At 64.8% G+C, this 14,432-nt stretch carries 12 protein-coding genes; 9 read left to right on the forward strand and 3 right to left on the reverse strand.

Annotated elements, in window-relative coordinates:
- Complete coding sequence (locus FPZ08_RS20470; protein WP_146292385.1) at window positions 1-1,047, forward strand: ABC transporter ATP-binding protein; 1,047 nt, start codon at window positions 1-3, stop codon at window positions 1,045-1,047.
- The gene (locus tag FPZ08_RS20475; RefSeq protein WP_246132741.1) at window positions 1,047-1,751 is read left to right on the forward strand and encodes a hypothetical protein; all 705 of its coding nucleotides are present in this window, start codon (window positions 1,047-1,049) and stop codon (window positions 1,749-1,751) included. The genes FPZ08_RS20470 and FPZ08_RS20475 overlap by 1 nt, the downstream gene beginning before the upstream one ends.
- A gap of 3 nt (window positions 1,752-1,754) precedes the next feature.
- Here the strand turns inward: FPZ08_RS20475 and fdhD are convergent, their stop codons facing one another.
- Both fdhD and FPZ08_RS20485 read right to left on the reverse strand, forming a co-directional pair.
- A complete protein-coding gene (gene fdhD / locus FPZ08_RS20480) occupies window positions 1,755-2,630 on the reverse strand; it encodes a formate dehydrogenase accessory sulfurtransferase FdhD (RefSeq protein WP_146292387.1) in 876 nt (291 codons plus the stop codon).
- A complete protein-coding gene (locus FPZ08_RS20485) occupies window positions 2,630-4,900 on the reverse strand; it encodes an FdhF/YdeP family oxidoreductase (RefSeq protein ID WP_146292389.1) in 2,271 nt (756 codons plus the stop codon). The genes fdhD and FPZ08_RS20485 overlap by 1 nt, the downstream gene beginning before the upstream one ends.
- A 247-nt stretch (window positions 4,901-5,147) precedes the next feature.
- Between FPZ08_RS20485 and FPZ08_RS20490 the strand changes: the two genes are divergently transcribed.
- On the forward strand, window positions 5,148-6,491 hold the full coding sequence (locus FPZ08_RS20490) for an FAD/NAD(P)-binding protein (protein WP_146292391.1): 1,344 nt from the start codon (window positions 5,148-5,150) through the stop codon (window positions 6,489-6,491).
- Between the two features lie 135 nt (window positions 6,492-6,626).
- Here the strand turns inward: FPZ08_RS20490 and pobA are convergent, their stop codons facing one another.
- Window positions 6,627-7,784: a 4-hydroxybenzoate 3-monooxygenase gene (pobA, locus tag FPZ08_RS20495; protein ID WP_146292393.1), complete on the reverse strand. Its 1,158-nt coding sequence runs from the start codon at window positions 7,782-7,784 to the stop codon at window positions 6,627-6,629.
- A gap of 88 nt (window positions 7,785-7,872) precedes the next feature.
- Here pobA and FPZ08_RS20500 point away from each other — a divergent pair, with 88 nt between their 5' ends.
- The 6 genes from FPZ08_RS20500 to FPZ08_RS20525 all read left to right on the forward strand — a co-directional run bounded on the left by FPZ08_RS20500 (window position 7,873) and on the right by FPZ08_RS20525 (window position 14,360).
- Window positions 7,873-8,706 carry a helix-turn-helix domain-containing protein gene (locus tag FPZ08_RS20500; RefSeq protein ID WP_146292395.1) on the forward strand — a complete coding sequence of 278 codons (834 nt, stop codon included), beginning with the start codon at window positions 7,873-7,875 and terminating at the stop codon, window positions 8,704-8,706.
- A gap of 502 nt (window positions 8,707-9,208) precedes the next feature.
- Window positions 9,209-9,931, forward strand: coding sequence for a 3-oxoacid CoA-transferase subunit A (locus FPZ08_RS20505; protein ID WP_146292396.1), 723 nt, complete (start codon window positions 9,209-9,211; stop codon window positions 9,929-9,931).
- The gene (locus FPZ08_RS20510) at window positions 9,928-10,602 is read left to right on the forward strand and encodes a 3-oxoacid CoA-transferase subunit B (protein WP_146292398.1); all 675 of its coding nucleotides are present in this window, start codon (window positions 9,928-9,930) and stop codon (window positions 10,600-10,602) included. Before FPZ08_RS20505 ends, FPZ08_RS20510 begins: the two co-directional genes overlap by 4 nt.
- Window positions 10,602-11,804, forward strand: coding sequence for a 3-oxoadipyl-CoA thiolase (gene pcaF / locus FPZ08_RS20515; protein ID WP_146292400.1), 1,203 nt, complete (start codon window positions 10,602-10,604; stop codon window positions 11,802-11,804). The genes FPZ08_RS20510 and pcaF overlap by 1 nt, the downstream gene beginning before the upstream one ends.
- Before the next feature lie 263 nt (window positions 11,805-12,067).
- Window positions 12,068-13,246: an ABC transporter substrate-binding protein gene (locus FPZ08_RS20520; RefSeq protein WP_146292402.1), complete on the forward strand. Its 1,179-nt coding sequence runs from the start codon at window positions 12,068-12,070 to the stop codon at window positions 13,244-13,246.
- A 250-nt stretch (window positions 13,247-13,496) separates the two neighbouring features.
- Window positions 13,497-14,360, forward strand: a complete 864-nt coding sequence (locus FPZ08_RS20525; RefSeq protein ID WP_146292404.1) for a branched-chain amino acid ABC transporter permease — start codon at window positions 13,497-13,499, stop codon at window positions 14,358-14,360.
- Window positions 14,361-14,432 lie beyond the last annotated feature (72 nt).

Raw genomic sequence — 14,432 nt, forward strand, 5'->3', positions numbered from 1 at the left:
ATGGCTCCCGTTACCCTCAAATCCGTTCGCAAGGCCTATGGCGACGCCAAGGTGCTGCATGGCGTGGATATCGCCATCGCCGACGGCGAATTCATCGTGCTGGTTGGCCCCTCAGGTTGCGGCAAATCCACCCTGCTGCGCATGATTGCCGGCCTCGAAGTCATCACCGATGGCGCCGTCGAAATCGGTGACCGCGTGGTCAACGACCTCGAGCCCAAGGACCGCGACATCGCCATGGTGTTCCAGAATTATGCGCTCTACCCGCATATGACGGTTGCCACCAATATGGGCTTTTCGCTCGAGCATCGCGGTGCCTCCAAGGCCGAGATAGCAGAGCGCGTCAAATGGGCCGCGGACATCCTGGGCCTGGTGCCGCTGCTCGATCGCTATCCCCGCCAACTGTCGGGTGGCCAGCGCCAACGCGTCGCCATGGGCCGCGCCATTGTGCGCAATCCCCAGGTATTCCTGTTCGACGAACCCCTCAGCAATCTCGACGCCAAATTGCGCGTCGTGATGCGCGGCGAGATCAAGGGCCTGCACCAGCGCCTCGGCGTCACCACGGTCTACGTCACCCACGATCAGGTGGAAGCCATGACCATGGCCGACCGCATCGTGGTGATGAATGCTGGCCGCGTCGAACAGATCGGTGCCCCGCTCGACCTCTATGACCGCCCGGCCAACCTCTTCGTCGCCGGCTTCATTGGCTCCCCCGCCATGAACCTGATCGGCGGCGAAATCACCGAACAGGGCTTCGCTGCAGCCGGAGTGACGTTGCCACTGCCCCCGGGCACGACCGCAAAGGGCAGGGCCACCTACGGCATTCGCCCCGAACATCTGGTTCTGGCTGATGATGGCGTGCCCGCCACGGTCGCGCTGGTCGAGCCCATGGGCTCCGAAACCCAGGTCACCATGACCATGGGTGAACACCGGATCATCGGCGTCTTCCGCGAGCGCCTGTCCGCCCGCCCCGGCGAAACCATTCATGTCCGGCCCGACCTGACCGCCATCCACCTCTTCGACGCCGAAACCGGCGCACGGATCGCCTGATGTATCCCGAGACCCCGCTGCATAAAGCGCTTGTCGATGGCGATTTTCCCGTCATCGTCTCGCTGGCCCGCCACGATCTCGATCTGGCCAAAGCGGCCCTGGATGGCGGTGCCTTTGCCCTCAAGACCCATCTCAACGCCTATCACCGCGCCACGGGCACCACCTTTGGCAGCTTCGCCCAGGAACGCCCCTTCTTCGAGCAATTGGCCAAACTCGGCTGCCCGCTGCTGGTCATGGCCGGCCAGGAAACCGTGCCTTCACCCGAAGAAATGGACTCCCTGGCCGATCTCGGCTTCGAAGGCTTCAACGTCTATATCGACCACTTGCAGCCGCACCTGCTGCAATCGCGGCTCCGCCCCATGCCGGCTTTGTCCTCGGCCAGCACCGAGGCCGATATTGCCCGCATCGCCGCCATTCCCGGCTGCATCATCGAAGCCTCGATCATGCCCTTCGAGCGCTATCGCACCGCCATGACCGAAGCCGACCTCGCCCGCTATCGCCAGATCGCCGAAGCGGTGGACGTTCCGGTCATCGTCCCCAGCCAGCTCAGCCTCACGCCAACCGACGCAGCCAAGCTGCGCGAAGCCGGCATCGCCGCCCCTCTCCCTGGGCGCCATCGTCACCGGCGACACACCGCAATCCGTGCGCGCCGCCGTGAGCGCCATCGCCTCGGCCTGACACAGAGCCCACCGGCCACCCAGTAGACCTCATGGTGAGCGTGTCGAACCACGAGGTCGTGGCACGATGCTGCTATGTCCCGAAATATTGTCCCGCCCGCTCAGCACCAGCGCCGCATCGGGGCGCGCCAGTGTCACTAGCGTCAGCCCGGCCGCCTCTGCTCGCTCGGCCGCCAGCGTGGTCGGCGCCGAAATGGTCACCAGCATCGGGCAGCCCGCCCGCACGGTCTTTTCGACCAGTTCATAGCTGCACCGCGCCGTCAGCAGGAAAAAGCCCGTCGCCGGATCGATCCCCTGCCGCGCCAGCGCGCCGATGAGCTTGTCGAGCGCATTGTGCCGGCCCACATCCTCGCGCGCCATGACGATAGCGCCGTCAGGCAGGCAGAACGCCGCCCCATGCACCGCCCCGGTTTCCCGGCTGAGCGGTTGGTGCTCCGGCAACTCCGCCAGCGCCCGCACAATGGCCTCCCGCTCCACGCTGATCCGGGCGATAACCGGGGGCAGGGGGCGCAGCACCTGCTCGATATTGTCGATGCCGCACAGCCCGCAACTGCTCTCTGTGACCCTGGTCCGCGCCCGTGCCATGGCCTTCTGCGCGCCATCAGGCGGCAGGTTCAGCCGCACCACGAAGCCGCCCTCCACCGCATGGGCCTGCACATCGAGAATATCCTCGGGTCCCCTGGCCAGCCCCTCGCTCAGCGCAAAGCCCGTGGCATAGTCCACCAGGTCCGCCGGCGTCGCCATCATGACCGCATAGCCGATGCCGCACACATCGAAGGCCACCGGCGCCTCGACCGGCACGCTGCGCGTCATCCTTGCATCGCCCTCCGGGCCAAGCCCCAGCCCAAGACGATCCAGCCCGGTCTCGACCGCCCGCCGCCCCTGCGCCTCCAAAGGCCTATCCATCAGCCTTCCCGCACCACCCGCACCGGCACGGATTTGGCGGCCGGCGTGCCGCTGATGCGGTCGTAATAGTCCAGCGGCAACAGCGGGTTGAGCTCCGGATAGTAGCCGGCCACCGCGCCCCGCGGCATCGGATAGTCGAGCACGGTCAGATCAGCGATCCGCCGCTCAACCCCATCGCCGGCAATGGTCTCCAGCGCAATCTTCTGGCCCGATTCCAGCCCGCGTGCCTTGCGGTCCTCTTCGTTCATGAACAGCACCATGCGGTCATTGTAGACCCCACGATAGCGGTCATTATAGCTGTAGATCGTGGTGTTGAACTGGTCATGCGAGCGCACCGTGGCCAGGCGCAGCATAGTGTCATCCTCGATCACCGCATCGACATGCAGCCCCTCGAACAGCAGGAAATTGGCCTTGCCACTGGGCGTCGGCCACACCCGCCGCCGTGGCGGAATGTCGAGATGAAACCCCTTGGGCGCTTTGATCCGCTCCGAGAAGTCGGCATAGATTTGCGGGTAGACCGCTGCAATGCTGCCGCGAATAGCATCATAATCATCGATATAGCTGGCCCAATCCACCTTGCTGTCGGGCAGTGTCGCCATGGCCATGCGGCACACGATTTCCACCTCCGGCATGCAATCCACGCTGGCCGGCTCCAGCACCCCGCGCGATGCCGTCACATTGGACATCGAATCCTCGATGGTGATGAACTGCTCGCCCTTGCCGGTGCGGATATATTCCGATCGCGCCACCACTGGCAGGATCAGCGCATCGCGCCCATGCACCAGGTGTCCGCGATTGAGCTTGGTGGCGATGCCCACCGTCAGCGCCAGTTTCTGCATCGCCGCATAGGCCTGCTCGGTATCGGGCACGGCCCGCACGAAATTGCCGCCCAGCCCGATGAACACCTTGGCCTGGCCGCTCTTCATTGCCTCGACCGATTCCACCGTATGGTGGCCATGCTCGCGCGGCGGCTCGAACCCGAACACCTCGCGCACCCGGTCGAGATAGGCCGGGGTCGGTTTTTCATCGATCCCCACCGTGCGGTCGCCCTGCACGTTGGAATGGCCGCGAATGGGTGAAATGCCGGCGCCGGGTCGACCGAAATTGCCCCGCAGCATCAGCAGGTTGGCAATCTGCTGCACCATGCGCGATCCCTGCTGGTGCTGGGTTATGCCCATGCCGTAGCAGATCATCGTCGCCTTGGAGCGAATGTAGATTTCAGCGCAGCGCCGGATCTGCTCCTCGGATATGCCCGAAACCGCTGTTATCTCCGCCCAGTCCTGCGCCATAGCATCGTCGCGAATGGCCTCGAATCCCAGCGTATGTTCGGCGATGAACTCCCGGTCCACGATGGCCTCGCCCGCCGCTTCCCGCTCGAAGATCACCTTCATCATGCCCTTGAGCAGAGCCAGGTCGCCGCCGATCTTGATATGCACGAATTCGCTGGCAATGGGCGTCGAGCCCATCGTCGCCATCTGCACCACATCCTGCGGCTCGGTGAAGCGGATCAGCGCCCGCTCCGGCATAGGGTTGACCACCACGATTGGCACGCCGCGTTTGCGGGCTTCCACCAGGTTGGTCATCATGCGCGGCGCATTGGTCCCGGTATTCTGCCCGATGATGAAGATGGCGTCGGTATGCTCGAAATCCTCCAGCACCACCGTGCCCTTGCCCACCCCGATGGAGTGCGGCAGCCCGCGGCTGGTCGGCTCGTGGCACATATTCGAGCAGTCGGGGAAATTGTTGGTCCCGAATTCGCGCACGAAGATGGAATAGAGAAAGGCCGCCTCGTTGGGCGTGCGCCCCGACGTATAGAACTCGGCCTCGTCCGGGCTCTCCAGCGCCCGCAAATGCTGCCCGATCAGCCCGAACGCATCATCCCACGAACAGGGCACATAATGATCGCTCGCCGCGTCATAGCGCATCGGCTCGGTCAGCCGCCCATGCATTTCTAGTTCATAGTCGGATTGCGCCATGAGTTCGCTGACCGAATGCTGTTCGAAGAATTCCCGCGTCACTCGAAACTTGGTCGCCTCATGCGCCAGCGCCTTGGCGCCGTTCTCGCAGAATTCCAGCGTCTTCTTGCATTCCGGGTCGGGATAGGCGCAGCTCGGACATTTGAACCCGCCCGGCTGGTTCATGGTCAGCAGCGCCCGCGAGCCCTTGCCGACCACGCTCTGCTCCATCAGCACCTTGGCTGTGGCCGCAGCCGCGCCCCAGCCGCCGGCGGGGTGGTTGTAGGTTTTGTAGCGGGGCTGCCTGTCGCTCACGGTTCCATCCTCGATATGATCAGGACACTAGAGCATAGGGCAGGGCGAGCTTCCATGACCAATATGTCGGGTCGGCGCGCCGAAATCGCCTGCTTCACACCTGCCGCATGACGCAACCAGAAACTACAAAACCGTCAATTGGCGCAAAATCATCGCGAAGCACATTGTCTACACGATCGGTGGACATTATGAACATTCTGCATGACGACCAGTTTACCGCTGATGTGGCAGCCACCGGGAGGCGCAAGTGACCGATCAAGGCCGACCTTCCGTGACCATCATTGGCGGTGGCGCCAGCGGCGTATTGCTGGCAGCCCATCTCCTGCGCGACCCCGCCTCCGACATCGCGGTGACCCTGCTTGAACGGCGCGGTGAATTCGGGCAGGGCGTGGCCTATTCGGCCAGCCAGCGCGACCACAAGGTCAATGTGCCCGCCCGCGGCATGAGCGCCTTCGCCGACGATCCCGACCATTTCTGGCGCTGGCTGCAGGCGCAGAACTATCCCAGCCCCACCGGCTCCTGGGTCTTCGTGCCGCGCCGGCTCTACGGCACCTATCTCGAACATGTGCTGGGCGAGGCCGCCCGCCTGCGCCCCGGCCGCCTCACCGTCCAGGCCGAAGAGGCCGTGGCGGTGCGGCAGGGCGCGACCGACGTCGAAACCGTGCTGGCCAATGGCACCATCATCGCCAGCGACCACGCCGTGCTGGCCGTGGGCCACGAAACCCAGCCGGCCCGCGGTCGCGGCATCGCCGTGCGCATCGGTTCGCCCGAAGATACCCCGCTCGATCCCGACGCCCCGGTCATGATCCTGGGTTCCGGCCTCAGCATGGTCGATACCTGGCTGTCGCTGGCCCAGATCGAGCATCGCGGCCCCATTCTTGTCGTTTCGCGCAACGGCTTCCTGCCCAAGGGCCACCGCGATGTCCCGGCTTTGCCGATCGACGAAGCCGAGGTGCCCTTCGGCACCAGCCTGCCGCATTTCCTCACCTGGTTCCGCGCGCTGGTCGCCGACACCGAGGCCCAGGGCAGTGATTGGCGCAGCGTCATCGACGGGTTGCGCCCCTTCAACCAGCGCATCTGGCAGAGCTGGACCGAACATACCAAGCGCCAGGCCCTGCGCCACCTTCGCCCGTGGTGGAACATCCACCGCCATCGCCTGCCGCCCGAACAGCATGAGCGACTGAGCGCCGCCATTGCCGGCGGGCAGGTCCAGCTCATCGCCGCCGAATTCGTCGGCATCGAGCGCCATGGCGCCGGCGTCCGCGCCACGATCAGGCCGCGCGGACAGCAGGATCGGCAGGCCCTGGATGTGGCCCGCGTCTATGATTGCGGCGGCGTCACGGTCGATGTGGAAACCAGCTCCAATCCCATCATCCGCGACCTCATCGCCAACGGCACGGGTCGGCCCGACCCGCTGCATATCGGTCTCGATGTCGACGAAAACTGCTGCGTCATCACCGCTGCTGGCGCGACCTCGTCCCACCTGCTGGCCGTCGGCCCGCTCACCCGCGGCCGCTTCTTCGAGATCGAAGCGGTCCCCGACATCCGCAAACAATGCGCTGACATCGCCCGGCGCTTGCTGGAGGGATAGCTGGCGGTTCTTCGTGTCCCTGCTCACCCTCCCCCTTGAGGGGAGGGTAGCGCCGCTAGGCCCAAAGGGCCGTAGCAGAGCTAGGGAGGGGGTAATTCCGGGACTGATAGCCACTCCTCAGTCCCTTCGCCTCCTCTAAAGCGGCAGCCCCGTATAATTCTCCGCCAGGCTCTGCTGCGCCGCGACCGACCCGGCCAGATAGTCGAATTCCGCCCGCTGAATGCGCCGGCCAAAAGCCCCGGTTTCCGGAAAAGTGTGGAGCAGGCTGGTCATCCACCAACTGAAGCGCTCGGCCTTCCAGATCCGGTCAAGCACCTTGCTCGAATAGCCATCGATCCCCGCATCCGACCGCTCGACGAAATGCTCGATCAGCGCCTCGGCCAGGACAGCCACGTCGCTCATCGCCAGGTTCAGCCCCTTGGCCCCGGTCGGCGGCACGATATGGGCGGCGTCACCGGCCAGGAACAACCGGCCAAAGCGCAGCGGCTCGGCCACGAAGCTGCGCAGGGGCGCGATGGATTTCTCGATGGACGGCCCGGTCTTGAGCGCCTCGGCCGCGGCCGGGTTGAGCCGCAGGCGCAACTCGTCCCAGAAGCGGTCATCCGACCAGTTCTCTATCCTCTCGTCCGTCGGCACCTGCACATAATAGCGGCTGCGGCTGGGTGAGCGCTGCGAGCAGAGCGCGAAACCGCGTTCATGATGTGCATAGATCAGCTCATGCGCCACCGGCGGCCGGTCGACCAGCACGCCAAGCCAGCCAAACGGATAGACCCGTTCGAACGTGGTCAGCGCCGCGGCTGGAACGCTGGCCCGCGCCACGCCGTGATAGCCGTCGCAGCCGGCGATAAAATTGCAGTCGATCCGCTGCGTCACCCCATCCTTCACATAGGTGACAGAGGGCTTGCCGTCGAAATCGTGCAGCGCGACATCCCCGGCCTCGTAGATGGTCGTGGCCTGCCGCGCCGCCATCAGGTCGCGCGTCACCTCGGTCTGGCCATAGACCATGACATGGCGGCCGATTAGCGCCTCGAAATCCACGCGCTGGCTAGCGCCGTCGAAGCTGAGTTCCACCCCCTGGTGGATCAGCCCCTCCTCATGCATGCGCCGCCCCGCCTGCGCCCGGTCCATCAGCGCCATGCTGCCCTGTTCGAGCACCCCGGCGCGGATGCGGCCCAGCACGTATTCGGCGCTCTTGCGCTCCACAATGACCGTCTCGACCCCGGCCAGTTCGAGCAGTCGCCCCAGCATGAGCCCCGCCGGACCCGCCCCCACAATGACAACCTGACTGCGCACTTGGTTCTCCCACTCCTGGCGCCAGCATGCGCGGGTAGGGGTGGGTTGGTGAATGGACAGGGCATGCAATCTCTTGCACTATCCGAACATGAACCGGGTTCCGACATATGCGCTCTATGGCGAGGAAGATGGCGGCCGCCAGCAGGATTGGCTGCATTGGGAAACCATCCAGTCGCGCAGTCGCCTGCATGGCTATCGCATTGCCCCGCACCGGCATGAGCGCTTCTTCCAGCTCCTGAGCCTCACCGGCGGCTGGGGCCATGTAACGCTCGACGGCACCGGCTTCGATCTCAAGCCTCCGGTGATCGTCGTGGTGCCGGCGCTGACCGTTCATGGCTACGTGTTCAGTCACGATGTCGAAGGCGTGGTGGTGACCTTGCTGGAGCGCGACCTGGCCGAGCAGTTCGAGGCGCCGCCATCAGGCGTTATCGGCAGCGGCACGGCTGAGGTGAATGCGGCGCTGGATACCTTGCTGGCCGAAGCCGATCGGCCGGGCGGCTGGCACGATCTGGCGATGCGCGCCCATATCACCCTGCTACAGGTGGCCCTGCATCGCGCCCGTCACCTGCCGGCACCGCGCAGCCAGGGCGCCGCCCGCGCAAGGCTGCATGCCAATGCCTTCCGCTTTCTGGTCGACCGGAAATTTCGCGAGACCCGCCGCATTGCCGATTACGCCGCCGAACTGGGCCTGAGCCAGACCCATCTCAACCGCGTATGCCGGCAGGAACTCGGCATTTCGGCCCTGACCGTCATCGAGCGCCGCATCGCCCTCGAGGCACGGCGGCAATTACTGTTCTCCACCCTCACCATCAAGCAGATTGGCGCCGGGCTGGGCTATGAGGACCCGGCCTATTTCACCCGCGTCCTGAAACGCGTCCTCGGCGTAACCCCCGCCGCCTTCCGCAACCGCCCGGAAAGCTAGCGCGGCACCAAAACGCCGCCCTCCCGGAGACCTCATGGTGAGCCCGTCGAACCACGAGGTCGGGCGCGTGGCGCCCGCCCCACGCGCATCCCTCACGCCCGGGAGTGTTCAGGCGCCGCTACCCTCCTCAAGGGGGAGTGTTTACTTCGGGCGCTTGGGCGCCTTCCCTTCTCCCCTCGTGGGAGAAGGTGCCCGAAGGGCGGATGAGGGGGCACCAAGGGATCTGCAGACATTGAAGCATGGGATAACGCAGCCCCTCACCCGGAAATCCGCTGAACGCGGATTTCCCCCTCTCCCACGAGGGGAGAGGGGTAGAGGGCTCATGCTTCCGAGGGGAACACTCCCCCACGCTCGCCCTTCCCTCCAACCACTACAGAACCCCCAATCATCTTCCTCCTGTTTGTGCGATATTCGAACAAATGCAACATATCGCACAAAATGCCTTGCGACCCAGCGCCGCCGCTGCCTATTTCACCCCATTACTGTCAGGGGGAATGCGCCTATGGACAAGACGGTCACCGATCTTGCTGCCGCGGTAGCCGATATCGAGGATGGCATGGTGCTGATGATTGGCGGCTTCGGCGGCTCCGGCGCGCCGATCGAGCTGATCCACGCCTTGATCGATCGCTACAAGGCCACCGGCAGCCCCGGCAACCTGACGATCATCAACAACAATGCCGGCAATGGCCGCATCGGCATCGCCGCCATGATCGATGCCGGCATGGTCGCCAAGATGATCTGTTCGTTCCCGCGTTCGGCCGATCCGCGCGCCTTCACCGAAAAATATCTGGCCGGCCAGATCGCGCTTGAACTGGTGCCGCAGGGCACTTTGGCCGAGCGTATCCGCGCCGGCGGCGCCGGCATTCCCGCCTTCTATACGCCCACCAGCTTCGGCACCGATCTCGCCAAGGGCAAGCCGGTGGCCGAATTCGACGGCCGTTCCTACGTGCAGGAGCGCTGGCTCAAGGCCGATGTGGCGCTGCTCAAGGCCGAACTGGCCGACCGGCAGGGCAACCTCACCTATCGCAAGGCCGGCCGCAATTTCTCGCCCCTGATGGCGGCAGCCGCCAAGGTGACCGTGGTCCAGGCGAGGCGCGTGGTGGAACCGGGCGAGATCGATCCCGAACAGGTCATCACGCCCGGCATTTTCGTCAATCGCGTGGTCGAGGTCGCCGATGCGCGACAGGAAGAAGCGCTGATGCGCGATGGAGTGGCATACGCATGACCGACAAACTCTCCAACGCCCAGATCGCCTGGCGCGCCGCGCAGGATATCGAAAACGACGCCTATGTGAATCTGGGCATCGGCTTCCCCGAAATGGTGGCAAAATTCCAGCCGCCCGGCCGGCAGGCCATTTTCCATACCGAAAACGGCATCCTCAATTTCGGCGAATCCCCCGCCGCCGGCGAGGAAGACTGGGACCTCATCAACGCCGGCAAGAAGGCCGTAACGCTCAAGCCCGGCGCCGCCTTCTTCAATCATGCCGACAGTTTCGCCATGGTGCGCGGCGGCCATCTCGATGTGGCGATCCTGGGCGCCTATGAGGTGGCCGAAAATGGCGACCTGGCCAATTGGTCCACTGGCCCCAAGGGTGTGCCCGCCGTGGGCGGCGCCATGGATCTGGTACATGGCGCCAAACGCGTCGCCGTCATCACCGATCATGTCACCAAGGATGGTCGCCCCAAATTGGTGAAAAACTGCAGCTTGCCGCTGACCGGCGTCGGCTGCGTCACCCGCGTCTATACCAGCCTGGCCGTCATCGACATCGAGAACGGCCACTTCGTGCTGCGCGAAAAACTGCCCAGCCTCACAATCGAACAATTGCAGGCGGTGACCGGGGGCGAACTGCTCGTTCCCGGCCCTATCGCCGATCTCGTCGCGCCGGAGGTCTCGTGATGACGGAAGCCTATATCTGCGCCTATAAGCGCACCCCTATCGGCCGTTTCGGCGGCGCGCTCTCTGCCGTCCGCCCCGACGATCTCGGCGCCATCCCGCTCAAGGCACTGATGGCAGCCCATGCCGGCGTCGATTGGGAAGCCGTCGATGACGTCATCTTCGGCAATGCCAACCAGGCCGGCGAGGATAACAGAAACGTCGCCCGCATGAGCCTGCTGCTCGCCGGCCTGCCGGTCGGCGTGCCCGGCACCACCATCAACCGCCTCTGCGGTTCGGGCATGGACGCGCTGATCACCGCCGCCCGCGCTATCAAGTCGGGCGAGGCCGAACTGCTCATTGCTGGCGGCACCGAAAGCATGTCGCGTGCGCCCTTCGTGCTGCCCAAGGCCGCGACCGCCTTTTCGCGCAATGCCGAGATTTACGACACCACCATTGGCTGGCGCTTCGTCAATCCGCTGATGAAGGCGCAATACGGCGTCGATTCCATGCCCGAGACCGGCGAGAATGTCGCCCAGGACTTCGGCGTGAGCCGCGAAGCGCAGGACGCCTTCGCCGTGCGCAGCCAGGACAAGGCCGTGGCCGCACAGCAGAACGGACGCCTCGCCAAGGAAATCGTCCCCGTCACCATTTCGCAGAAAAAGGGCGACGCGATCATCGTCGATACCGACGAGCATCCGCGCGCCGGCACCACGGTGGAAACCCTCACCAAACTCCGCCCGCTCTTCCCCAATGGCACGGTGACCGCCGGCAACGCCTCCGGCGTCAATGATGGCGCCGCGGCGCTGATCATCGCCAGCGAAGCCGCCGCGAAAAAACACGGCCTCACCCCCATTGCCCGCATCTTGGGCGGTGCCACGGCTGGTGTCCCGCCGCGCATCATGGGCATGGGCCCGGCCCCCGCGACGAAAAAACTCTGCGCCCGCCTCGGCCTGTCCCCGGCCGATTTCGACATCATCGAACTCAACGAGGCCTTCGCCAGCCAGGGCATCGCCGTCTTGCGTGATCTCGGCCTTGCCGAAGACGCAGCGCAGGTAAACCGCAATGGCGGCGCCATCGCGCTCGGTCATCCCCTCGGCATGAGCGGCGCCCGCATCGCCGGCACGGCGGCGCTGGAACTGGCTCTGGGCGGCGGCAAGCTGGCGCTGGCCACCATGTGCATCGGCGTCGGCCAGGGCATCGCTGTCGCGCTCGAACGGGTCTAGCGGCAGGAACGGAGAAGCAAGCGCGAACACCGCAGGCAGAAAAAAGCGACCTGTTCCACCCATCTCGGCGCGCCATTGTTTTTCAATGGCTTAGCGCCGCGGTGGACTTTTGCCGCCGCGCTTCGGCCGGCATTGATGCGCGCCGTTTGTCCCACGCCTCCCCTTGGCGAAACCGCGCATCGTGTATACAGTTCTGGATGCGATGGCACCCAATGAGGTCGCAAAGACCCGGCGCCATCAAGTCAATTCAGAGGGAGGACTTCATGTTGAAATCGACAGCTTTGGCCGTGGTGCTTGGGCTTGGTGTGGCCTGGTCATCAGGCGCCGTGGCGCAGGAAACGCTCAAGATCGGCGTTATCCTGCCCTATTCGGGGCCTTTCGCCGATGCCGCCAACCAGCTCCAGGCCGGCATTGATCTCTATATCGCCGAGCATGGCGACGAGGTTGCCGGCCGCAAGATCGAACTCATCAAGCGCGACACCGGCGGCCCGGCCCCCGACGTGGCCCGGCGCCTGGCGCAGGAACTGGTCGTGCGCGATAATGTCGATATTCTCGCCGGTTTCGCCCTGACGCCCGAGGCTCTCGGCGCTGCCGAAATCGCCACCGAAGCGCAGAAGCTGATGGTGGTGATGAATGCCGCCACCTCGGTCGTCACCGAACAGTCGCCCTATATCGTGCGGACCTCGGTCACCATCCCGCAGCTCAATTATGCCTTCGGCACCTGGGCCTATGAACAGGGCATCCGCGAGGCCTATACGCTGGTCGCCGATTACGGCCCGGGCATCGACGCCGAGACCTCCTTCGCCAAGGGCTTCACCGAAGCCGGCGGCACCATTGTCGGCGCCGACCGCACTCCGGTCGCCAACCCCGATTTCTCCGCCTATGTGCAGCGCGTGGCCGACGCCGACCCCGAGGCTGTATACATTTTCGTGCCCGGCGGCGCCCAGCCTGCTGCCATTGGCAAGGCGCTGGTCGATCGCGGCCTCGCTCCGCCCGATATCAAGGTGCTGGGCCAGGGCGAGCTGACCCACCCCGAAGCCCTCGAAAGCATGGGTGAAACCGCCCGCGGCATCATCACCACCTTCCACTACACGCTGGAACGCGACGATCCGCTGAACAAGGCCTATGTCGATGGCTACACGGCCGCCAACAATGGCCGCGAGCCCGACCTGTTCTCCATCGGCGGCTATGACGGCATGCACCTCATCTACGAGGCGGTGAAGGCCACCAATGGCGATACCAGCGGCGATGCCCTGGTCGAAGCCGCCAAGGGCATGGCCTGGGACAGCCCGCGCGGCCCGATGTCCATCGATCCGGAAACCCGCGACGTCATCCAGACCGTCTACATCCGCGAAATCCAGGAAGTGGATGGCGAGCTGCAGAACGTGATCGTGCACGAGATCCCCAACGTCAAGGACCCCCTGCACGGCGCCGCGCAGTAAAGGCTTCGGACTGAATAACTGAAGCCCGAGAGCCCCGATCGGCCTCCCTCCCCCTTGTGGGGAGGGAATGAGGGTGGGGGTTCCGATCCATCAGGTTGAATATGATCTTGGGTATGTGGAAACATACCCCCACCCTTGATCCCTCCCCACAAGGGGGAGGGAGACGACTGATGCGTCGGTGGACGTCTGCACCGGAAAACAGGGCAATCAATTTGACCAACATGCAGCATGATCTGGTAGGAACGGCTCTATGATCAGCCAGATTGTCATCGTCCTGTTCGACGGCTTTGCCTTCGGCATGCTGCTGTTCCTGCTCTCGGTCGGCCTGTCGGTCACCCTGGGCATGATGAATTTCATCAACCTGGCCCATGGCGCCTTCGGCATGTTCGGCGGCTATGTCGCCGTCACCGTCATGCGCCAGCTCGGCCTGCCCTTCCTTGCCGCTTTGCCTCTGGCCTTCATCGCCATGGCCCTGCTCAGCATACTCATCGAGCGCACCCTGTTCCGCCGGCTCTACAAGGCCGGCGAGCTCAACCAGGTGCTGTTCACCATCGGCGTGGTTTTCGTCGCGGCCGCCGCCGCCACCTTCACCTTCGGCACCGTGCAGCAGGTCATCATCCTGCCCGATTGGCTGCGCGGCTCGGCCGAAATCGGCGGCGTCCGCTTCGGCATCTATCGCGCCTTTATCATCCTGGTGGCGCTCATCATCACCGCCTTGCTCGTCTTCGGGCTGGAGCGTACCCGCCTCGGTGCACAGATCCGCGCCGCCGTGGATAACCAGCGCATGGCCCAGGGCCTCGGCCTCGATGTCGAGCGCGTCTTCGCCATCACCTTCGCTTTGGGCTGCGGCCTTGCCGGCCTCGGTGGCGCACTGGCGGTCGAGATTGTCGGCCTCTCACCCTCCTTCGGCTTCCAGATGCTGGTCTATGTGCTGATCGTCGTCTCCGTCGGCGGCCTCGGCTCCATATCAGGCTCCTTCGCCGGCGCGGCCCTGCTCGGCATTGGCGATGTCGCCGGCAAATATTTCTGGCCCGAAATCGGCAGCTTCCTCATCTATCTGCTGCTGGTGGCCATCCTGCTCGTGCGGCCGCTCGGCCTCTTCGGCAAGCGCTAGGGGAGGGGACCAATGACCACGCCCGTTCCCGCCCCCGTCGAGATCCCGTGATTGGCTGCGCCGTCGCAGCCG

Source organism: Devosia ginsengisoli (assembly GCF_007859655.1).
Lineage (GTDB): Bacteria > Pseudomonadota > Alphaproteobacteria > Rhizobiales > Devosiaceae > Devosia > Devosia ginsengisoli.